The sequence below is a fragment of the Cohnella ginsengisoli genome (assembly GCF_029525555.1).
Classification (GTDB): Bacteria; Bacillota; Bacilli; order Paenibacillales; family Paenibacillaceae; genus Cohnella; species Cohnella ginsengisoli.
This window is the reverse complement of record NZ_JAPDHZ010000003.1, coordinates 490,531-511,386: the sequence shown is the minus strand read 5'-3', so window position 1 is coordinate 511,386 and position 20,856 is coordinate 490,531. Positions and strand designations below refer to the sequence as shown.

General features: G+C 60.1%; 20 protein-coding genes, 2 tRNA genes and 4 pseudogenes. 21 read left to right on the top strand and 5 right to left on the bottom strand.

Annotated features, from left to right (window positions below):
• Positions 1–38 precede the first annotated feature (38 nt).
• A pseudogene (locus OMP38_RS13475) lies at positions 39–1,233 on the bottom strand (M20 family metallopeptidase).
• Positions 1,234–1,427: 194 nt separating this feature from the next.
• Between OMP38_RS13475 and OMP38_RS13470 the strand changes: the two are divergent.
• The 6 genes and pseudogenes from OMP38_RS13470 (at position 1,428) to OMP38_RS34685 (ending at position 5,513) form a co-directional block, all read left to right on the top strand.
• Complete coding sequence (locus tag OMP38_RS13470; RefSeq protein WP_277565613.1) at positions 1,428–2,420, top strand: Gfo/Idh/MocA family protein; 993 nt, start codon at positions 1,428–1,430, stop codon at positions 2,418–2,420.
• 6 nt (positions 2,421–2,426) lie between these two features.
• On the top strand, positions 2,427–3,464 hold the full coding sequence (locus tag OMP38_RS13465) for an AraC family transcriptional regulator (RefSeq protein ID WP_277565612.1): 1,038 nt from the start codon (positions 2,427–2,429) through the stop codon (positions 3,462–3,464).
• Positions 3,445–4,530: a Gfo/Idh/MocA family protein gene (locus OMP38_RS13460; protein ID WP_277565611.1), complete on the top strand. Its 1,086-nt coding sequence runs from the start codon at positions 3,445–3,447 to the stop codon at positions 4,528–4,530. Before OMP38_RS13465 ends, OMP38_RS13460 begins: the two co-directional genes overlap by 20 nt.
• A 124-nt stretch (positions 4,531–4,654) precedes the next feature.
• Positions 4,655–4,861: a hypothetical protein gene (locus OMP38_RS34695; protein WP_338130509.1), complete on the top strand. Its 207-nt coding sequence runs from the start codon at positions 4,655–4,657 to the stop codon at positions 4,859–4,861.
• A 56-nt stretch (positions 4,862–4,917) separates the two neighbouring features.
• Positions 4,918–5,136, top strand: a pseudogene (locus OMP38_RS34690) (FAD-dependent oxidoreductase); the annotation flags it as partial.
• 104 nt (positions 5,137–5,240) lie between these two features.
• The gene (locus OMP38_RS34685) at positions 5,241–5,513 is read left to right on the top strand and encodes an FAD-dependent oxidoreductase (RefSeq protein WP_338130508.1); all 273 of its coding nucleotides are present in this window, start codon (positions 5,241–5,243) and stop codon (positions 5,511–5,513) included.
• 573 nt (positions 5,514–6,086) lie between these two features.
• On the opposite strand, the gene def is transcribed toward OMP38_RS34685, so the two are convergent.
• Complete coding sequence (gene def / locus OMP38_RS13450; RefSeq protein ID WP_277565610.1) at positions 6,087–6,614, bottom strand: peptide deformylase; 528 nt, start codon at positions 6,612–6,614, stop codon at positions 6,087–6,089.
• A 200-nt stretch (positions 6,615–6,814) separates the two neighbouring features.
• Between def and OMP38_RS13445 the strand changes: the two genes are divergently transcribed.
• A complete protein-coding gene (locus tag OMP38_RS13445) occupies positions 6,815–7,813 on the top strand; it encodes a stalk domain-containing protein (protein ID WP_277565609.1) in 999 nt (332 codons plus the stop codon).
• A 79-nt stretch (positions 7,814–7,892) separates the two neighbouring features.
• Here the strand turns inward: OMP38_RS13445 and OMP38_RS13440 are convergent, their stop codons facing one another.
• Positions 7,893–9,848: an ABC-F family ATP-binding cassette domain-containing protein gene (locus tag OMP38_RS13440; protein WP_277565608.1), complete on the bottom strand. Its 1,956-nt coding sequence runs from the start codon at positions 9,846–9,848 to the stop codon at positions 7,893–7,895.
• A gap of 187 nt (positions 9,849–10,035) precedes the next feature.
• On the opposite strand from OMP38_RS13440, the gene OMP38_RS13435 reads away from it, so the two are divergent.
• The 13 genes and pseudogenes from OMP38_RS13435 to OMP38_RS13380 all read left to right on the top strand — a co-directional run bounded on the left by OMP38_RS13435 (position 10,036) and on the right by OMP38_RS13380 (position 19,455).
• Positions 10,036–10,111: transfer RNA gene (locus OMP38_RS13435), tRNA-Lys, on the top strand.
• A gap of 167 nt (positions 10,112–10,278) precedes the next feature.
• Positions 10,279–10,776: a hypothetical protein gene (locus OMP38_RS13430; RefSeq protein ID WP_277565607.1), complete on the top strand. Its 498-nt coding sequence runs from the start codon at positions 10,279–10,281 to the stop codon at positions 10,774–10,776.
• 71 nt (positions 10,777–10,847) lie between these two features.
• On the top strand, positions 10,848–11,336 hold the full coding sequence (locus OMP38_RS13425) for a hypothetical protein (protein WP_277565606.1): 489 nt from the start codon (positions 10,848–10,850) through the stop codon (positions 11,334–11,336).
• A gap of 123 nt (positions 11,337–11,459) precedes the next feature.
• Positions 11,460–11,535: transfer RNA gene (locus OMP38_RS13420), tRNA-Lys, on the top strand.
• A 167-nt stretch (positions 11,536–11,702) separates the two neighbouring features.
• Positions 11,703–12,350: a MarR family winged helix-turn-helix transcriptional regulator gene (locus OMP38_RS13415; protein WP_277565605.1), complete on the top strand. Its 648-nt coding sequence runs from the start codon at positions 11,703–11,705 to the stop codon at positions 12,348–12,350.
• Between the two features lie 244 nt (positions 12,351–12,594).
• Positions 12,595–12,919 (top strand): annotated as a pseudogene (locus OMP38_RS13410) (threonine--tRNA ligase); the annotation flags it as partial.
• Between the two features lie 213 nt (positions 12,920–13,132).
• Positions 13,133–14,263, top strand: coding sequence for a LolA family protein (locus tag OMP38_RS13405; RefSeq protein WP_277566807.1), 1,131 nt, complete (start codon positions 13,133–13,135; stop codon positions 14,261–14,263).
• A 182-nt stretch (positions 14,264–14,445) separates the two neighbouring features.
• Positions 14,446–15,546 (top strand): alanine racemase, encoded by a 1,101-nt coding sequence (gene alr / locus OMP38_RS13400; protein ID WP_338130507.1) that lies wholly within the window; start codon positions 14,446–14,448, stop codon positions 15,544–15,546.
• Complete coding sequence (locus OMP38_RS34680; RefSeq protein WP_338130506.1) at positions 15,468–15,632, top strand: alanine racemase C-terminal domain-containing protein; 165 nt, start codon at positions 15,468–15,470, stop codon at positions 15,630–15,632. Before alr ends, OMP38_RS34680 begins: the two co-directional genes overlap by 79 nt.
• A gap of 148 nt (positions 15,633–15,780) precedes the next feature.
• Positions 15,781–16,063, top strand: a pseudogene (locus OMP38_RS13395) (CopG family ribbon-helix-helix protein).
• A gap of 3 nt (positions 16,064–16,066) precedes the next feature.
• Positions 16,067–16,417: a type II toxin-antitoxin system PemK/MazF family toxin gene (locus OMP38_RS13390; RefSeq protein WP_090114400.1), complete on the top strand. Its 351-nt coding sequence runs from the start codon at positions 16,067–16,069 to the stop codon at positions 16,415–16,417.
• Between the two features lie 153 nt (positions 16,418–16,570).
• The gene (locus tag OMP38_RS13385) at positions 16,571–17,209 is read left to right on the top strand and encodes a TetR/AcrR family transcriptional regulator (protein ID WP_277565604.1); all 639 of its coding nucleotides are present in this window, start codon (positions 16,571–16,573) and stop codon (positions 17,207–17,209) included.
• A gap of 56 nt (positions 17,210–17,265) precedes the next feature.
• A complete protein-coding gene (locus tag OMP38_RS13380; protein WP_277565603.1) occupies positions 17,266–19,455 on the top strand; it encodes a Tex family protein in 2,190 nt (729 codons plus the stop codon).
• A gap of 116 nt (positions 19,456–19,571) precedes the next feature.
• On the opposite strand, the gene cmpA is transcribed toward OMP38_RS13380, so the two are convergent.
• A complete protein-coding gene (gene cmpA / locus OMP38_RS13375; RefSeq protein ID WP_277565602.1) occupies positions 19,572–19,709 on the bottom strand; it encodes a cortex morphogenetic protein CmpA in 138 nt (45 codons plus the stop codon).
• A 120-nt stretch (positions 19,710–19,829) separates the two neighbouring features.
• Positions 19,830–20,186, bottom strand: a complete 357-nt coding sequence (locus tag OMP38_RS13370; protein ID WP_277565601.1) for a hydrolase/acyltransferase — start codon at positions 20,184–20,186, stop codon at positions 19,830–19,832.
• Between the two features lie 104 nt (positions 20,187–20,290).
• Here OMP38_RS13370 and OMP38_RS13365 point away from each other — a divergent pair, with 104 nt between their 5' ends.
• Positions 20,291–20,791, top strand: a complete 501-nt coding sequence (locus OMP38_RS13365) for a SprT family protein (RefSeq protein ID WP_277565600.1) — start codon at positions 20,291–20,293, stop codon at positions 20,789–20,791.
• The last annotated feature ends 65 nt before the right edge of the window (positions 20,792–20,856 follow it).

The window sequence follows — 20,856 nt, the reverse complement described above, 5'->3', positions numbered from 1 at the left end:
GTTTTCACAAGAATGGATGGGCTCAAAATCGATTGACGCTACCGCCTCCCCGCCGCGTCCGCGAATTCCGCGCGAATGCGGGAGAGCAAATCACCGTCGGTCAGAACGTCATAGGCGGTTAGCGCCAGCGTCTTGGCGCCGAACGCCATGCCGTCGTAAGCCCGGGGGGAGCTGCGCGGCGTCCCTGAATTCAACCGAGTGCAGCGCGTAAGGGGCGTCGACGACCTTGACGTAGCCGTGCACCGCGGGGCAGCGCAGCGAGACGTTGCCCAGGTCGAGGGACCCGTTGTCGTGGCCGGTCGCGATCTCCTCGGCTCGGACGCCGCCCTCGATCAGGTTGGCGGTGAACGCATCGGACAGCGCTTCATTCGTGCGAAGCTCGTCGTACGAATATTCGTAGTTGCTGACGGAGAGCCTGCTGCCCGTCGCGAGCGCGGCGGCCTCCGCGCAGGCGTTCACCTTGCGGACGAGCTCGTCCGTATAGGCGCGGCTCTTGGCGCGAACGTAAAACCGGGCGGCGGCGTAGTCGGGGATCACGTTGGGCGCCTGTCCGCCGTGCGAGACGATGCCGTGAATGCGGGCGTCGCTCCGCGTCTGCTGACGCAGCGCGCCGACGCCGTTAAACAGCTGGATGACCGCGTCCAGCGCGTTGATCCCGTCCTCGGGATTAGCCGCGGCATGCGCCGCCTTGCCGAAAAATTCGTATTGAAGCGCGTCCATCGCGAGCGAAGAGCCGGAGCGCTCGAAGCTGTGGTACGGGTGCGCCATGAGCGCCGCGTCCACGTCGTCGAACAAGCCGGCAGCGGCCATGTCCACCTTGGCGCCCTTGGTCTCCTCGGCCGGCGTTCCGTATACGCGGAGGGTGCCGCCGGTCTTCGCCAGCAGCGGCAGCAGTCCCGCAGCCGCGCCGAGCGCCATCGTGCAGATCAAGTGATGCCCGCAGGCGTGCCCGATCTCCGGCAGCGCGTCGTACTCGGCGAGCAAGGCGACTGTCGGCCCCGGCTTGGCGGACCGGTACTCCGCGACGAACGCCGTCTCGAGTCCGAGCGTGCCCCGCTGAACGGCGAAGCCGAGTTCCTCCAACGCTTCCGTCAGGCGGGCGGAGGCCAGCTTTTCCTCGTGGCCAAGCTCGGGGTGAGCCGCGATAAAGGCGGCAAGCTCGCGGAGCTTCGGGGCATAGGCATCTATAGCGTCGCGGATTCGCGATTTATCGTGCTGCAGCTGCTCGTTCATTCGGGTTCCTTCTCTCTTTTCCATATAAAAAGGCATCTACCGCGAAGTGTAACATATTCGCGACTTCAGTTAAAATGAAGAGGTGGGATGTCGCATAATTATAGTCTTCATGACACGAAATTGCATTTAAATCGGATGTTGGTCCATGCTATCTTGTGGTAGTGTCGTATATTTGAAGGGAGAGGGCAGTCAAAATGATTCGAATCGGCATGTTAAGCTACTGGCACGTACACGCAGAGGATTACACGAAGCAGGTGCTAAGCCATCCGAATACGGAAATTGCCGCGATTTGGGACGAACTGCCCGATCGGGGCGCGGAGAAGGCCGCCAAGTACGGCGTTCCATTTATCGCGAATCTGGATGAACTGCTCGCGCGCGACGATATCGACGCCGTCGTCGTTGACGCGCCGACGAATATGCACAGGGACGTCATGGTAAAGGCGGCACTTGCGGGCAAGCATATTTTCACCGAAAAAGTCGTGGCCCCGACCGTGTCCGAAGCAAGCGAGATCGCAGCCGCCGTCCGCGATGCCGGCGTTAAATTGGCGGTATCCCTGCCCCGTCTCTATGAAGATTATACGCAATCCATCCTGGAAGTGATCGCCTCCGGCAAGCTGGGCCAACTGACGCTGGCGCGCGTAAGGCTGTCGCACAACGGCTCGACCGCGAACTGGCTGCCTGCGCATTTCTACTCGAAGGAACAATGCGGCGGCGGCGCGCTTATCGACCTGGGCTGCCACCCGGTATATTTAGTACGTAAATTCCTCGGTCTGCCCGAGTCCGTAAGCGCTACCTTCGGCTTCGTCAGCGGCCGCGAGGTGGAGGATAACGCCGTTGCCGTCTTCTCTTATCCGAACGGCGCGGTCGGCATCGCGGAAGCCGGCTTCGTGAACAGCCACTCGCCGTTCTCGATCGAGCTCCACGGTACCGACGGCACGCTGCTGTACGGATTCCCGGAGGAGAAGATTCTGGTGCGAAGCAACCAGGATACGGAAAAGGCTTGGACGGAGGTGCCGGTAGGCGACCGGCTGCCGTTCGCGTTCGAGCAATGGGTCGGCCATATCGAATCGGGCACCGAGGCGACTGAAAATATCGCGTTCGCGCTCGATCTGACACGTCTCATGGAAGCCGCGAACCGTTCGGCCGCCGAAGGCAAATCCGTGCGCTTGTCCGACCTGCAGGGCTAATCGCCGATGAGCGGCCAAGCCCCGAACCGGACCGAAGCGCCGCAGGCCGATCGCCGGAATGGCGAGCCGCCGTTCGCCTTTGCCCGCATGAAGCGCCGCTGGGACGCGCTGGACCGGCTTGACCTTCGGTTCCGGTGGGGCGGCCTCGGCATTCGGGTGCTGCGCTGCCATCTGACGAGTTTCGCCCCGGGTCAAGTCATTGCGGCGCACAAGCATTCGGAGTATGAATTTCATTTTATTCCGAAGGGCAAGGGAACGTTGGTCGTCGGAGACGCGACCTACCCGCTCCAGGAAGGCTTGTTCTATCTCACCGGTCCCGACGTCGTGCACGAGCAGATCTCGGGCCCGGAAGAGGGCATGTACGAGCTGTGCCTTCACTGCGAAATCTTGAGAGTGAACGACGCCGGAGCGGATGCGGAGTGGGGGGATCCTCTCGAGCGGAGGGAGGCGGACGAGTGCCTGGCCATTTTGCAGACGATGCCCGCCGTGCCCGCGCTCGACCGCTATCACGGGATGAACGCGTTTTTGGACGCTTATCGGGCCTGGGAGGACCAGCCGGTCGGCTTCTATACGACGCTTAAGCAGCACATCGTGCAGATTCTGCTGCGCGCCGCCCGCGCGCACGCTGCGCCGGAGGCAGCCGGCAGCATTCCCGCGCGCGACATGAACGACCATCGCTTCAGGCTCGCGGTCCAGTACATCGAGGACAACGCGGCCCGGCCGATCTCGCTCGACGAGGTCGCCGAGCGGGTGCAGGTCAGCCCGCGCCAGCTGCAGCGGATCTTCCGGAGCGAGGGCGGGACCGCGTTCCGCGACTGGGTGGAGCATGTCCGGCTGCAGCGGATTGCGGAGGAGCTGCTCAGCTCGTCCAGCCCGGTCGAGGCGATCGCGGCCGGTCATGGGTACGGCAATCCGAACTATCTATACCCGGTATTCAAACATAAATTCGGCATGACGCCTTCGGCTTATCGCCGTTTGCACGGCATCAGGCAGCCAGGCGCACCGGAAGAGGAGAAGGATCATCATGAGCGAAAAAAGAGTTAAAGTCGGCATTATCGGAACGGGCGGCATCGCGCGTTACCACGTCATGGCTTATCGCAAGCTGCCGTACGTAGACATCGTGGCGGTCGCAGACGTAATGCCGGGGAGGGCGCGCGAGTTCGCCGAACGCGAAGGACTCGTCGGGGCGGGCGCGTACGACAGCCACACCGAGCTTCTCGCGCACGACCTCGACGCGGTCAGCATCTGCACCCCGAACGCTTCCCATCACCGTACGAGCGTCGACGCGGTGCGCGCAGGCAAGAAGGTGCTGCTGGAAAAACCGATGTCGGTTACGCTTGAAGAAGCGCTGGACATGGTGCAGACGGTGAAGTCCCACGACGGCATGCTGTCGATCGGATTCCAGCCGCGCTACGATCCGAACATGAAGCTGCTGCAGGACATCATCCAATCCGGACGCCTCGGCAACGTTTATTATGCGGAAACGGGCGGCGGACGCCGTCGCGGCATGCCGGGCGGCACGTTCATCAGCAAGGCGCTCGCAGGCGCCGGCGCGATGGCGGACATCGGCTGCTACTCGCTCGACATGGCGTTGAACACGCTCGGTTATCCGCGTCCGGTATCGGTATCGGCGTTCACGTCGAACCATTTCGGCACGAATCCGTTGTATCATCCGGAAGCCGCCAAGTTCGAAGTCGAAGACTTCGGCGTGGCGATGGTCCGGTTCGACAACGACCTCGTGCTCCAGTTCAAAATCTCCTGGGCGATGCACATGGATACGCTGGGCGCCACGATGTTCCTTGGCACCGATGCCGGCCTCAAGGTGACGCCGGCGGGCACCGGTCCGTGGTCCGGCGTCTGGGACGGCGCGATCGGCAGCATGACGATGTATCACGACGACTTCGGCGGCCACACCTCGACGGCCGTGCCGCTGATCGGGCATTCGCTTAATCTGTTCGACGAGAAGGTCCGGGACTTCGCCGAAGCGGTGCGCGACGGCCGTCCGGCTCCAATCCCGGCGGAGGAGATCCTGATCCAGCAGGCGATCATCGACGGCGTGCTTCGTTCCGCTGATCAGCGCCGCGAGGTTGAGATCAAGCTGCCGAACTAACCGGGCAGGCATCTATATAAAAGGAAGGCCGTATCTTCGTCATTCGAATGACGGAGGTACGGCCTTTTGAAGCGTTAGCGCCGATTACGGCGATTTCAGTCGGCCCGTTTGTCCGTACGCGGCTTTGCCGGCTTTTCTGGCTTTCCTGGCTTTTCTCCAGAAGGGCGGCGAGCAGGGCGAGCTGCAGCCGGGCACGATGTGTTATCTGCTGCTTGGCGGCGTCGACAAGCGCCGGTTCGACGCTTATCTCGAGGAGAGCGGAGATAGCGGCCAGGTCGGCAAGCTGGTGACGCTCGCGCAAAGCAACGGCGACCTGCCGGAAGGCCGCTAGGAGGTGTCGGGCTTCGCCTGGGCGTCGAACGAACTCGTCGGCGTCAACTCGGCCATGTGTACGGCATCGACGGCACCAAGGCCGAGGACCTTACGCGAGGCGCGATCGAGGGGAGGAAGAACGTGCAGACGCAACTGCGGTTTTTGCGGAAATACGTACCGGGGTTCGAGGGCGCGCATCTCGTCGCCTCGGCGAAGCAGGCAGGCATTCGCGAGACGCGTCGGATCGTCGGCGATTACATGCTGGAAGCCGAGGACTTTTTGGAAATGCGGAGCTTCCCCGACGATATCGCGAGAAACGCTTACTTGATCGACGTGCACATGGCGACGAGCAAGGGCCGCATCGGTATCCGGCACCTGCCGCCGGGCGGTCCCACAGCGTGCCGTATCGCTGCTTGCTCCCGCAAGGGCTCGACAACGTCTGGGTGCCGGGCCGCGCGGCGTCGGCCGACCGCGTCGTCCAAGGCTCGCTTCGCGTCATGCCGAACTGCTTCGCCATGGGTCAGGCAGCGGGGACGGCCGCCGCGATCGCGGGCCGTACCGACGCATCCTCCCGCGAGGACGACGTCGGAAGGCTGCGGGGGCGCTTCGTCGCGCAGGGCGCAGGACTGGGCGAGGGAGCGCCTGACGCAGCCGACCCGATCGGATTCTAGCGCGGTGGCCGTCCTAGATAGATACGATTTCGGTGCAGGCGGATCAGGCTCGCGAGAGCGTTTCTGGATAGGAGCGATTTCGGTTGAGGGCGCATGGGGTTCGCTAAAATGTTCTTAGGTAGGAACAACTACGTTGCTGGCGCATCAGGTTCGCTAAAGTGTTCCTAGATAGGAACAACTACGTTGCTGGCGCATCAGGTTCGCGAGAGCGTTCCTCGATAGGAACGATTTCGGTACAGGGCGCATGGGCTTCCCAAACTAATTCCTAGCTAGGAACAGCTTCGACTACACGAAAACGAGATGAGGCAGACTTACAACGCTGCTTCATCCCGTTTCGCTTGTTTTAGGCGATTCTTTGCAAACGCTCAGAGGGCACCCGAATCATGCCGCGAAGCACCTGCGCGTCGCGGAAGCAGAAGGGTTGCAGCTGATTCTTACCATGCGCGACCTTCGCATTTTCGCCGCAGTTCCCCGCTCCAAGGCCGGCGAACCGGCCGAGCCTATTTCCGAACTTGTTGGCAATTAGACGGGTATTCCCCTTTAAAGACTTGGAATGGAATGCGTTAAAAGCGACTAACGGTTCGAGGGCGCCGGACCGGCGATTTTCCTCACTTGATGGATCGAGATTTTGTCCCCGTTTTCCTCGTGGTACAAAGTGGCGCCATGAACGTGATCGATGAAGAGGATGCCGTCGAGGTGGTCGATCTCATGCTGGATGCAGCGGGCCAGAAAGCCCTCGGCATGGATCGTCTCGGTCTCTCCCTGCCGGTTCAGCGTCGTGATCGTAATCTCGTTCGCCCGCTTCACGATGCCTGCGTAGCCCGGAAAGGACAGGCACGCTTCGGCCCCTACCTGTTCACCTTTCATCTCCAAGATCTCCGGGTTCACCAGCTCGATCAGCCCGTCGCCGCAGTCCATGACGATCACCCGTCGCAAAATGCCGATCTGCGGCGCGGCGAGTCCCGCCCGCCCGTCCGTCGCGTACAGCGTCTCGGCCATGTCGTCCAACAGCTTTTCGATGCGCGGCGTGATGCCGTCGGCAGGCTTCGCCTTTTTCCGCAGCAGCTCATCGCCGAACGGCAGTATCGTTCGAATCGTCATCCGAGTTTCCGCTCCTTCCAAATATAGCTTTATTTTACCGTCTGCATGCAGTTTTGTGAACCGTCTGGCGCATGAGAAGCGTGCGGCAGGCGAGTCGATTTATCTATGGCATGCTGAAATTTATCGAAAGAATGGGAGGTTGTTTTACTTGAAAATTCCATTTATGCTAATAAAATAAACTCGGCGGCTGGAGGATGGCGATGACGAGAAAAAGAGCGTATTTACTGATTATGGCGGCGCTGCTATTGTCGTTGCCTGGATTCACGCGGACTGGGGCTTTTCCCGCGCACGCAGCAGGTATCGCAACCGCAGGGTCAAAAGCCGAGACTCCGGTCAAGCTGATCGTGACCGTAGGCGAAGAAGCAGGCGTCGAGATCTATGCGAAGATCCGGCAAGGGCAGACCGTCGTGCCCTTCCGCGCTTTTTTCGCCGCGCTCGGCGGGCAAGTGAAGTGGGACGACGGCAAGAGTATCGCGACCGCGACGTTAGACGGCTCTACCGCCTCGATTGCGGCCGGCGCGTCCACATTCGTCTTTAACGGCGAGATATATCTTTTAAACCAGCCCTCTTCGATGAACGACGGCACGCTTTATGTCCCACTCAGATCCGTCAGCCTGCCGCTTGGCGCCAGCATTGCGGCGGGCGGATTCCCGCTAACCGTGCGCGTGCATTACGAAAAGGCCGAAGAGGAGGAGTCGCCCGACGAGCGACTGGCGCAATGGATGGAGGACGTCTTCGAGCATCACGACGCGTTCATGGACGGACTGGGCGTGATGCCGTTAAGCGGAGACGTGGTAAACGGGCGGATGGCGATACAAATCCGGAGCTATGGGGATGTGGAGAGGAAGCTCGGCGATGCGGAGCTCTCCGCAGTCAGGGCTGCAATCTACCGAATTGCGGGCGAGGAATTTCCATTGGAATTGGAAGTCGTCGAGTGCTGCACCCGTGACCCCGACATTCAAGGCGTCGTCAAAAAGGTCGATGCGGCCCGCAAGTTCATTCAGGTGTCGGGGGCGTATCGCGGCATTGAAAGTGAGTATCCGATAAATATTTCTCTATTCAAGGATGCGAAGCTGCTTGTGGACGGAGTCGAAGCCAAGCCCGATTTCACCGAAGAGATGGTCGGAAAATCGGTCAGGGCTTGGTTAGCGGGGATCCGAACGAGTGCTGATGCAGCGGTTAAAGTCGAGTTGACTTAACGCTGTTCATTGCGTACTACGGAGAGGACCGGCGATCATGCGATCGCCGGTCCACTTGCGCATCCTTTTCCCTAACCCCTCAGTTTTTCTTCTGCGCGGCGATCGCCTCGGCGAGCTCGTTCAGCTCCGTCCAGCGCTCGAGCAGGCCGTCCAGCTTCGCCTCCTGTGCGGCCAGTTCCGTCGTGAGCTGCTGCAGCCGGTAAGAGTCGCTCGCGGCGGCTTCCATTTGATTGCCCAGATCGGTCATGCGCGCCTCGGCTTCGGCGATCCAACCGTCGATTTGCTCGTAGTCCTTTTGGTCCTTATAAGACATCTTGAGCGCCTTGCCGCTCGCGCGCGCGTCGGCAGCGCCGCCTGAAGCCGAAGCTGGCGAATCGGGTGCCGCCGGCTTCTTTGTCGTCGAGGGAGACTGCGCCGCGGCCTCGAGCGCCTGCTGCTTTTCCGCATAGGCCTGATAGTCCGAGTAATTGCCGGTATGCTGCCGGATGACGCCGCCGCCCTCGAATCCGAATATCCGGTCGACCGTCCGGTCGAGGAAGTAGCGATCGTGCGAGACGACGAACACGACGCCGGGGAAGTCGTCCAGATAATCCTCCAGCACCGACAGCGTCGCGATATCCAGGTCGTTGGTCGGCTCGTCGAGCAGCAGCACGTTCGGCGCCTCGGTCAGCACGCGCAGCAGTTGCAGCCGTCGCTTTTCCCCGCCGGACAGCCGGGAGATTTGCGTCCACTGGGCCGAGGGCGGGAACAGGAACCGTTCCAGCATCTGCGCGGCCGAGATTTGCTCGCCCTCCGCCGTCGTGATCTGCTCCGCGCCTTCGCGGATATATTCGATCACCCGCAGGTTCTCGTCCATTTCCTCGTGCTCCTGGGAAAACCAGCCGATCCGGACGGTGTCGCCGAGCTCCACCGCGCCGCCATCCGGCTGCAGCCGGCCCGCGATCAGCTTGAGCAGCGTCGATTTGCCGCTGCCGTTGCGGCCGACGATGCCGACCCGGTCCTCCGGTACGGCCGTATAACTGAATCCGTCGATAAGCGTGCTGTCGCCGTAGCGCTTGGTCACTTCCTCAAGCTCCACGATCTTGCGGCCGAGCCGGGAGGAGGCGATGGAGATATCGAGCTTGCCGCCCGCCGCTTTAGGCGCGCTGGCCTTCAGCGCCTCGAACCGGTCGATGCGCGCCTTCTGCTTCGTGGAGCGGGCTTGGGCGCCGCGGCGGATCCAGGCCAGCTCGTTGCGCAGCAGGTTTTTGCGCTTCGCTTCGGAAGCGGCCTCGCGTTCCTCGCGCTCGAGCTTCAGCTCCAGGAAGCGGCTGTAGTTCGCTTCATAGAAGAAAGCGCGCCCGCGGTCGAGCTCCAGGATGCGGTTGCTCACCCGATCCAGGAAGTAGCGGTCGTGCGTGACCATGAGCAGGGCGCCGCGGCGCTTCTGCAGCATGCTCTCCAGCCAAGCGACCGATTCGTTGTCGATATGGTTGGTCGGCTCGTCCAAGATGAGCAGGTCGGACGGCTGCAGGAGAGCCGCGGCCATCGCGACGCGCTTGCGTTGACCGCCGGACATCGCGTCGACGGGCTTCTCGAAGCTGGTAATGCCGAGGCGCGCCAGCGCGGTCTTGGCGTCGGTCTCCATCGTCCAGGCGTCCAGCTCGTCCATTTTCTGGCTGGCCGCGATCAGCTTCTCCTGCAATCCGGCCCGTTCAGGCTCGCGATTCAGCGCTTCGAGCGCAGCGCCGTATGCGCGCAGCGCGGCGAGCTGCGGCGAATCGCCGCCCAGCACATGCGAGAGCGCGGTCTCGCCGGGCGCGAAGACCGGATCCTGCGCGAGCATGCGGATGCGCGTGCGTCCGGCCGCGCTGATTCGGCCCGCGTCCGCAGGCTCGATGCCCGCGACCGCCTTCAGCAAGCTGGACTTGCCGGTTCCGTTTACGCCGATGATGCCGATTTTGTCGCCTTCCTCGATGCCGAAGGAGATGTCTTCAAAGAGGACTTTGTCCCCGTAGCTTTTCGTCAAATGTTCGACCGTAAGGATCGTCGCCATGAACGTTACCACTCGCTTTATATAGGAGATGACAGGAATTAAACGTATCATAACATATTCCCGGCGACGGCCGCTTACCGGCCTTCCGCGTCGACGTAAAGGGTCCCTGTCCGGCAGCCGAAATTTTTTTTTGAATTTGGACTTGCTTTGGGGAGGGGCAACGTGCTATATTATAAAAGTTCTTTACAGGTCCTTAGCTCAGCTGGCAGAGCAGTTGACTCTTAATCAACGGGTCGTGGGTTCGATCCCCACAGGGCCTACCATCCCGTAAACGACGAGAACGGCGGCGATTTTTTCGCACCGTTCTCTTTTTTTTATCAGGGCGAGGAACTGGAGCGAAGAGCACGGCCTAATCGTAATTGTAATCGTAGTCGTCATGACGCACCGGTCGCGTAAGAAGCGGCGTAATTCTCGGGGAGTTGAGAATGTCGTGAACAAACTGAAGTGCAGGATCAACATATCCGCAAACAAAGGCGAAGGACACATAAGCCAAATTATAACCGGGTTTTTAATGCTAAAAGAACAGGGGATTATCGATCTGGAAATTAATCGTTCCCGTAATCATCCCTTCACAGGAATTGTTGAAGTCATCGTTAACGATAAAATCAACGTGTTGTATGATATGGCGGACGGGTATAATTTTGACTTGGGCGAAGTTCAGGCGTATGCGAGGAAAACAGCCTTCTATTTCAAAAGAAGTTATAATGAAGAATACAATAATCGATATGATTTCGGTTCGCGTATTTATCCATTGGGATTGAATTATCATGTAACGATGAAAAATAATATTCTTGATAAGCCTTATGAGGCTAATCTAGCCCATCGCATAAAGTGGTACATAAAGGAACGATTCGGCAACAATTATTCTCAGCACTTTTATGTCGAAAAATTTGAAGACACGCCAAAACCCAGCAACGCTTCCCCCTAAAATCTTGTTTGCCACTCGCACATGGAGCGGCGAAGGCGAACGGCTTAACGCCGAAGAAACGAGGTACATGGATGACATGCGAGCGGAATGCATACGAAAATTACGCAGGGAGTTTGGCGAGAGCTTTGTCGGGGGGATTTTCCTCCCGGGAATATGCGAGGAAGAACTATGCCGACTGTCTCTTAGACGAGTCTGTAACAAGCCGAATGAACTTTATGCGTTTGGTTAAAAGTTCGGATATTTGCATTTCTACGATGGGCTTGTGGGAATCGAACGGGTGGAAATTAGGCGAATACGTTGCGGCAAGCAAGGCCATTGTTTCCGAACGGTTGAGATACGCGGTTCCGGGAGATTTTAAGCCTCGTCAAAATTATTTGGAATTCATAAATGCCGATGATTGCGTGGAACAAACGGTGAAATTAGCAAGCGATAAAGACCTCATGTATGCCATGAAAGAGAATAACTACAACTATTATAAAAACTTCCTTCGACCGGATAAGCTAGTTCTTCATAGTTTATTCACCATATTAGAAAAAGAAGCGATTATACAAAGCAGCTAGCGGAAGGTCGCCCTCACGTTTGGCAAAGGGTTGAGCAAGGGGAGCGGGCTCGCAAAAAGAATTTTTTTAAAAAAAGGCTTGGCATCCTTGTCCTGGCTGTGTTATATTATAAGAGTTCTTTACAGGTCCTTAGCTCAGCTGGCAGAGCAGTTGACTCTTAATCAACGGGTCGTGGGTTCGATCCCCACAGGGCCTACCACCTCTAAAGTTCAAGAGCAGCGACGATTTATCGTCACTGCTCTTTTTTGCGTTCGCTTGCTTTCGACGCGACGCGCGCATGCTGAAGTTCGCTCCGCGGCTTGACTTTCAATTATCCTAATAATAGGATTTCCCTAAGAAGTTCAACGAACGGAAGGAGGGGTAACGATGGAGCCATTAGAGCCGATGGACGACGGGACGGCAGACGATCTTCGGTTGTTCCGCATATGGTCACGCGCCTCGCGCGCGATCTTCAGCAACGTCGGACGGGATATCGAGAGCCATGGGCTCAGTCCCGACAACTTCATGATTCTGGAGCTGCTGTACAACAAAGGGCCGCAGCCGATCCAGAAGATCAGCGAACGGCTGTCGATCCCGAGCGGCAGCATCACGTATGTCATCGACAAGCTTGAGAAAAAGGGCTACGTCGAGCGCCGGCAGAGCCAGGAGGATCGCAGAACTTCCAACGCCGTACTGACGGATGAAGGCCGCGCCTTGTTCGACGATATTTTCCCCAAGCATGCGGCGATGATCTCGCGCAATTTGTCCGTCGCCTCGCCGGACGAAAAACGCGCGCTCGCCGAGCTGCTCAAGCGGATCGGGCTGCACGCGGCGGCGCTGGGGGGAAGGGCGGGACGGCTGTTGATCCGAGACATCCTCCGCACAATAATATGTCCCAAGCAATTCATCTTTTCAGGCGACGACCGAAGACACGCTCCCCTTCGTGGACCGGAACAGAGAAAGAGGGCAAGGTGCGAGCCTCTGCGGAGACCGGAAGCGGATTACCCCTTTGCGGCCGTAGCGTCGAACCCGTGAGCCGTTCGCGTCGCCGCGTCAGTAAGCGATACCGTCTTATCCCCGTTACCGGATACCGATGAGGACTTCGCCCGTCATGGGTCGGTTTGGTGCCGATGCGTGTTCGCGCAGGTCGAATTAAGGTGGAACCCCGAGCTTGAACGCACTCGTCCCTTTGAGGAGCTGTACGTCTTTGCGTTCAAAGCAGCACGGCGCACTTGATGGCGCAAACGATCCGGCCGACATCGAACGCGAGATGGCCGCGGATCCGCTCAAGCTGGCGTTGATCCGGAATCTGCCGTCCGACGCCGTCATCACGGTCTACGAGCAAGGCGAATTCGCCGATTTGTGCCGGGCCCCATCTGCCGTCGACCGGGCGCATCAAAGCGTTCAAGCTGATGAGCGTGACGAGCGCGTACTGGCGGGGCGACGCTTAAAACTAAATGCTGCAGCGCATTTTCGACACTTCGTTTCCCAAGGAAGCCGATCTGCTTGAGCATCTGCGCCTGCTGGAGGTAGCCAAGAAGCGGGATCATCGCAAGCTCGGCAAGGAGCTCGAGCTGTTCATGTTCACCGAGGAAGCGCCGGGGCAACAGGGATGCGAGGGAAATGACGGTCGCGAAGCTGATCGATCGCATGCGTAGCGAAGTTAGCCGCCGTTCGTCCGAATAGTTTGTCCATTTTATAGTAGAAATGCCCTATCGATCGTCCCGTCTGCGGCTCGTCAATCTCGTCCGCATATTTGGTCAAGTCCCCTCATAGGAATGAAGCATGGACTAACCAATCGAAGAGGGGTTGATGTGATGCTTCGCAAGCTGCCGTGGATCGCGGCTGCCCTGGTGCTCGTCGCGACGTTGCTGTCGGGATGCGGCGCGGGCAAGAACGCCGATTCGGTCGTGAAGGATCTGACCAAGTTGTCGGACAAGATGGACAGCTACCAGGGAAGCGGCGTCATGACGCTGCATACCGGGCAGCAGCCGCAGGCTTACAAAGTTGAGGTGTGGTACCAAAAGCCTAACTATTACCGCGTCGCGCTGACGAGCGCGAGCCGCGACGTGACGCAGATCGTGCTTCGCAACGACGACGGCGTGTTCGTCCTGACGCCGAGCCTGAATAAGAGCTACCGTTTCCAGAGCGACTGGCCGGACAACCAGGGCCAAGTCTATCTGCTGCAGACGCTTCTGCACAGCATCGCCGTCGACAACTCGCGCCAATTCGCGGCGGAGAAGGATTCTTACGTCTTTAACGTGATGGCCGGCAATTATCAGAACGGCTCGTTCGCCCGCCAGAAGATCTGGCTGGACAAGAGCGATTATTCGCCGCAACTCGTAGAAGTGACGGACACGAACTCGAACGTGCTCGTGGACGTGAAGTTCGACAGCTTCGAATTCGGCAAAAAGTTCGACAAGTCCGCGTTCGACATGCAGCAGAACCTCGCGACGCCAAAGGGTGGAGCCAGCACGACCGGCGCGGTGCCGGATGGCGCTTCGCCGGACGCGAGCGGCAAAGACGGTACGGCCGCAGACCCGGCGACCGTCGATCCGGCGGTCGGAACGGACGGCAAAGCCGCCGAACCGGTCGTCGAAATGGCCGCGATCGAGCCCGATCCGCTCCTGCTGCCGCAAGGCGTGACGCAAGTGGAAGCGCCTTTCGACGTGCAGCTCGGCGATGGCGAGCAAGGCGTCATGCTGCGCTACAGCGGCACCTACGATTTTTCGATTATCGAGTCGCAGTCCAAGGACCGCGCCGTCTCGACGCTGGCGCAGACCAAGGCGCTCGACCTCGGCTTCACCGTCGGCTTCCTGACCGAGGACGATACGCAGTCGCTGTCTTGGACGTACGACGGCGTGGACTACCGCCTGACGACGGTCGATCTGCCGCATGAGGAGATGGTCCGCGTCGCCCAGGCGCTCGTGGATCAATCCGGCAAGTAAAGCCTTCTCTCATTAATTTCTCATTTACCGCCCAAAGCCGGTCCTAAGACCGGCTTTTTGGCATCCGAGAGACGGATAGCCAAGCATTGGCTGCCTCTCTTGCGTTGACAGTAAGGTCCTCGCCCGGTAACATTACCTTATTCAGGAAGCAAACTGTTTTCTGGCAGAAGTAGGTGACGTACGTGGAAGGATATTACAGGCCGACGGTTGCCGCGATCTCGCTTGACGCGCTGCGCGCCAACGTGACCGCGTTCAAGTCGCGCCTCGCGCCGGGCACGAGACTGCTCGCCTCGGTGAAGGCCAATGCATACGGCCATGGCGCGGTTTGGACCGCGCGAACGGCAGCAGAGGCCGGCGCGGACTATCTCGGCGTCGCCTTTCTGGACGAAGCGCTGCAGCTGCGCGATGCGGGCATCGATACACCCGCGCTCGTGCTCGGGCTGACGCCGTCCGACGCTTTTCAGATCGCTCGCGAGCGCGGCATTGCCGTGACGCTGTATCGCGAGGATCAACTCGATGCGATCGAACGTATGCCCGTAAACGGGACGAAGCTCAAAGCGCACGTGAAAATCGATTCCGGCATGGGCAGGCTCGGGATTTTGCCGGGTCCGGCCGCCGAGCGTTTTTTGGAGAGGGCCTTCAAGCTGCCGCAACTGGCTGTCGAAGGCATGTATACCCACTATGCGCGAGCGGACGAGAGCGACAAGAGCTACACGACGATGCAGGCCGAGCGCTTCGCCTCGGTCGTCGATTATGTCCGGCGGGCGGGACTGCCAGTGGAGATCGTGCATGCGGGCAATACCGCCGCGGGCATCGATCTGCCTCCGCAGGTAGGCGGCATGCTGCGCCTGGGCATCGGCATGTACGGCCTTTATCCGAGCGGGGAAGTCCGGCACGACGAGATTGCGCTCACGCCGGTCATGTCGCTGCGCACGCGACTCGCGCACGTCAAGACGCTGGCGGCCGGAGAGGGCATCAGCTACGGCACGAGATACTTCACGGAGAAGCGCGAATCGATCGGCACGCTGCCGATCGGCTACGCCGACGGCTTCAGCCGGATGCTGTCCGGCAAGGCAGAGGCGCTTGTAAGAGGCCGGCGTCATCCCGTCGTCGGCTCGATCTGCATGGACCAGTGCATGGTGCGGCTGGACGAAGGACCTTCCGGCGCCGCGGAGCCCCTTGGGCGCCCGACGAGGAAGTCGTCTTGTTCGGCCGCCAGGGCGATGCGGTGCTGCCGGTCGAGGAGCTCGCCGACAAGCTGGGCACGATTAATTATGAAGTGACCTGCATGATCGCGGCCCGCGTGCCCCGGGTGTACTTCAGCGGCGGCAAGGTCGTCGGCGTGGCCAACCCGATATTGCAGCGGTAGCGGCCCTTCGATGCGTTCGACATTTTTATGCCGTCAAGCAGGAATGACGCGCGGACGGCGCGAATGGTATGATATTCGTATATTTCCTTTCAGCGAACGAGATACTGGGAATTATTGCAGCATGGACATTTTTGGGGGTGCGTGTTCGGTGGCCAATTTGCACAATACGAAGCGGATTATGATCAGTCTTCCCGATCATCTGCTGCGCGAGGTGGATTATGTCGCGGCGAACGAGAATTCCAATCGCAGCGAAGTCGTCCGCCAGGCGATGAAGCAGTATCTGGTCGACAGAAAAAAAACGCTTGATCCGCGACGCGATGCAGCGGGGATACCTGGAGATGGCCAAGATTAACCTGAACATGGCATCCGAGGCGTTCCATGCCGAGGAAGACGCCGAGAGCACGCTCGGACGGCTCGTGAGCGGGGTGTAGCGATTGATCGTCAAACGCGGGGATGTGTTCTACGCGGACCTGTCGCCTGTCGTCGGGTCCGAGCAGGGCGGCGTACGCCCTGTGCTCGTCATACAGAACGATATCGGCAACCGGTTCAGTCCGACGGTCATCGTTGCGGCGATCACGGCGCAGATCCAAAAGGCGAAGCTTCCGACGCATGTGGAGATCGAGGCCAAGGAGCACGGGATGGAGCGCGACTCGGTCGTGCTGCTCGAGCAGATCCGCACGATCGACAAGCAGCGGCTCACGGACAAGATCACGCATTTGGACGAGGAAATGATGCGAAAGGTAGACGAGGCGCTGCTCATCAGCGTCGGTCTGATCGATTTTTAAGAGCGGTTCCTTCTCGAAGAAGGGACCGTTCTTTTTTTTTGCACAAAATATACCACTAATTCGACAAACGCATGCTTGCTTCGCGCAGGTTCTTTGCTGCATAATAGAGATAATGCGGTGAAGCACTAAAGTATTTTCGGCGTGGGAGGAATCATGAGTACCTACGAGCTAGATGCAAGGATGCGCATTTTGCTGGCCGCCAAGCGGCTGTTCGCGCGGCAGGGCTTTGACGGGACGACGGTTCGGGCGCTTGGCGTCGAATCGGATACGAATCCCGCGCTCGTGTCCTATTATTTTCAAGGCAAAGACAAGCTTTTCGAAGCGCTGCTGGACGAATTTTTCCCGAAAGAGCTCGTTCGGGAGACGATCGCGGCGCCGCTGGAGCCGATCGCGGGACTGAAGGTGGTCATTCGGGAGATCGTGAAGTTCCAGCTCGAGGATCCCGATCTCGTCCGCGTGATCCAGAACGAGATCGGCAACGAGACTTGCAGGCGCGATTTCATTCGGGAGTATTTGACGCCGATTTGGGAGAAGATCCGGTCGCTGCTCGCCGAGGGCAAGCTGCGCGGCGTGTTTCATTACCGCTCGCTCGACAACGCCTTTCTTTATCTCTGGGGCGGGATCACGTACAGGCGCGAATTCAGCTTCTTCGATCCGGTGCTGTCGGAGCCCGTGCCCGACGCGGAGCGGCTGATCGAGGATATGGTCGGATTCGCTCTTGCCGCGCTGCGCTGCCCCGACAACGACCGGCCCGAGCTCGCGCTTGACGCCGACCCTGCGGACGCTTCCTGACGGAAGCGTCTTTTGTTATGATGGGAAAAGACTTGACCAGAGGGAGCCGACGTACCATGAATGAAGCGACATTGCCGGACGCGAAGCTTGCGGCGGAGCGCATGATCGCGCAGATCGCATCCGAGCTTAGCTTGAAGCCTGCGCAGGTGCGCACGGTGGCGGGACTGCTCGACGAGGGCAACACGATCCCGTTCATCGCCCGCTATCGCAAGGAGATGACCGGCGAGCTTGACGAGAACGTCCTTCGGGCCATCGAGGAGCGCCGCGGCTACCTGAAGCAGCTCGAGGAACGCAAGGGCGAGGTGCTTCGCCTGATCGACGAGCAGGGCAAGCTGACCCCGGAGCTGTCGAAGGCGATCGGCGCCGCGGCGAAGCTGCAGGAGCTCGAAGACCTGTACAGACCCTACAGGCAAAAGCGCAAGACGCGGGCGAGCGTGGCCAAGGAGCGAGGGCTAGAGCCTCTGGCGAACTGGCTGCTGTCGCAGCCTCGGCAGGGCGATCTGCTGCGCGAAGCTGCCCGGTATATTGACGGCGACAAGGGCGTCGGCAGCGCGGAAGAAGCGATCCAGGGCGCGATGGATATCGTGGCCGAAGGCATCGCGGACGACGCCGACATCCGCAAGTGGGTGCGCCGTTTTACCTGGGACCAAGGCGTGCTGCAGTGCAAGGCCAAAAATGCCGAGGCCGAATCAGTATACGAGATGTACTACAAATACAGCGAGCCGGTCAAGCGGCTGCCTCCGCACCGGGTGCTCGCGATCAACCGCGGCGAGCGGGAGGACGTGCTCGGCGTGGGCATTGAGGTGCCGTCGGAGCGCGTCGTAGCCGAGCTGCACAGGCGGACGCTGCGCGGCCCGTCTCCGGCACGCGACGCGCTCGCCGCGGCGGCGGAGGACGCCTACAAACGGCTGATCGCGCCATCGATCGAGCGCGAGCTGCGCGGCGAGCTGACGGAGAAGGCGGAGGAGCATGCGATCTCCATCTTCTCCGAAAACCTGCGCAATCTGCTGCTCCAACCGCCCGTCAAAGGGCAGGTCGTGCTCGGCGTCGATCCTGCCTACCGGACCGGGTGCAAGCTGGCCGTCGTCGACGATACGGGCAAGCTGCTCGAAGTCGCCGTGTCCTATCCGACGCCGCCGCACAACAAAAAGGCGGAGGCCGAGGCGTTGTTCCGCAGGCTGATCGGGCAGTACGGCGTGACGCTCATCGTCGTCGGCAACGGCACGGCTTCGCGCGAGACGGAGCAATTCGTCGTGTCGGTGATCAAGGGTATGCCTGAGCGCGGGCTGCAGTACCTCATCGTGAACGAGGCGGGCGCCAGCGTGTATTCGGCTTCCAAGCTCGCGCAGGAGGAGTTCCCCGATCTCGACGTCGCCGAGCGCAGCGCGGTGTCGATCGCGCGCCGGCTCCAGGATCCGCTCGCGGAGCTCGTGAAGATCGAGCCCAAGGCGATCGGCGTCGGACAGTACCAGCACGACGTGTCGCAGAAGCGGCTCGACGAGAGCCTCGGCGGCGTCGTGGAGTCGGCGGTCAACCATGTCGGCGTAGACGTCAACACGGCATCGCCGTCGCTGCTCTCGTACGTATCGGGCATCAACGCCACGCTGGCGAAGAACATCGTCAAGGCGCGGGAAGAGAACGGGAAGTTTACCGACCGCAAGCAGCTGCAAAAGGTGCCCCGGCTCGGCGCGAAGGCGTTCGAACAATGCGCGGGCTTCCTGCGCATCTCGGACGGCGCGCATCCGCTCGACCGCACGCCGATCCATCCCGAATCGTACGGCGTCGTGGACAAGCTGTTCAAGGCGCTCGGACTGAAGCTCGACCGGATCGGCACAGACGAAGTCAAGGAGCGCCTGCGCGGCGTGAACGTCGCGGAGACGGCGGCAGAGCTGGGCGTCGGCGTGCCGACGCTGCGCGACATTGTCGACAGTCTCCAGCGCCCGGGACGCGACCCGCGGGACGAGCTGCCGGCGCCGATTTTTCATACGGACGTCCTCGATATCGAGGACCTGAAGCCAGGGATGGAGCTGACCGGCACGGTCCGCAACGTCGTCGACTTCGGCGCCTTCGTCGACATCGGCATTAAGAACGACGGTCTCGTGCATATTTCGCAGATCAGCAACCGGTTCGTGAAGCATCCGACGGAAGTGGTCGCCGTCGGCGACACGGTCAAAGTGTGGGTCATGAGCGCGGACCTGAAGAAGGGCCGCGTCAGCTTGACGATGAAAGGGCCGGCGGAGGCTTAACGCCTTCGACCCGCGCAGGACAGACAGCCGCCCCGAATGCGGCGCAGCTTGCTGCGTCCGCATTCGGGGCGGCTGTCAATAATTATAGATCGTATGATTCAAACCGGGACGGTCGGTTAGGGACGAGGGCCTGCGGCCGCATCCTTGGCGGGCTGTCGGTAATAAAAGAACCAGCAGTCGTTCAGCATCTTGATCTGGCGGCGGTCCTTCTTCTGGTAAGCCCTCATCATCTGATTGCACAGCCATTGCGGCATAGCCGTCGTCCTCCTCCACTGTCATGCTGTACTAATACCTTATGGAGAGGCGAGGCGAACCGTGCAGGTCCGACTGACGGAACGTGGGCAAAAGTTGGGCTTGGCGTCGAACGTCGGCGACTAGAGGAGGCCTTCTTCCTCGTACCACTGCTCGAGCTGCGCCTGCAGCGCCCGAATCTCGGTCAGCAGCGAGACGAGCGGGTACTCGCCTTCGCGTACGGCGGCGAACGTCGCTTCGAGCTCGTTGACGTAGTCCATGCCGCCGATTCGTTCGGCCGCGCCTTCCATTAGCTCCAGGCTGCCGACTTCCGCGACGGCTCTCGGCAGCGCCGGGACGTTGTCCGCCGTCAGCTTGGACAGCTCTTTGTGCAGTCTAAGGTTCAGCGCGCTAAGCTGATAAGCGTGAGACGCGGGCATCTCGACGAACAGGAGGCTGCCGTCGGCGCGCTGAAGCAATACATGGGTCATGTCGGGCATGAGTCAGATGGTCTCCCCTCGGCAAATTCTACTTGACAGTGTAGCCCAACCCGAGGCTACAATTCAAGTAGAACAAGGCATAGTTAGGAAGGCAGGCTCCGTAAATGGACAACCGGGAATTGCAGCAGTGGGTGGAGGCGTTGTCTCTTCAATGGTTCGGCAGGCCCTTCCTGCACAAGGCCGCGTTCAACGGCAGGCTGAGGACGACCGGAGGCCGTTATTTTACGAAAAGCCATAATATAGAGATCAGCCCGCATCAGCTCCAGATCAACGGAGCGGAAGAGACGGAGCGCATCATTAAGCACGAACTGTGCCACTACCACCTGCACCTGCTCGGGCGCGGCTATAAGCACCGCGACGCCGAGTTCAAGACGCTGCTCGCACAGGTTGGCGCCACGCTTTACTGTCAAGCGCTTCCGGGCGCGCGCCGCAGTTTGCCGGTCCGTTATCATCTGGTGTGCCGCGCCTGCGGCATGTCGTACCCGCGCAAGCGCAAGACCGATCCCCGCAAGTACGTGTGCGGCCGGTGCAGAGGCAAGCTGCGACTCGAAGAAGCCGCGCCGGAGCAGGCCGCTTCGTATGCAGGACAGGTGGCTCAAAATTAATTATAAAAAAGTTTGGGACGGTGCTTGACTCCTTAGAGGACATATGATAAATTAATCAATGTCGC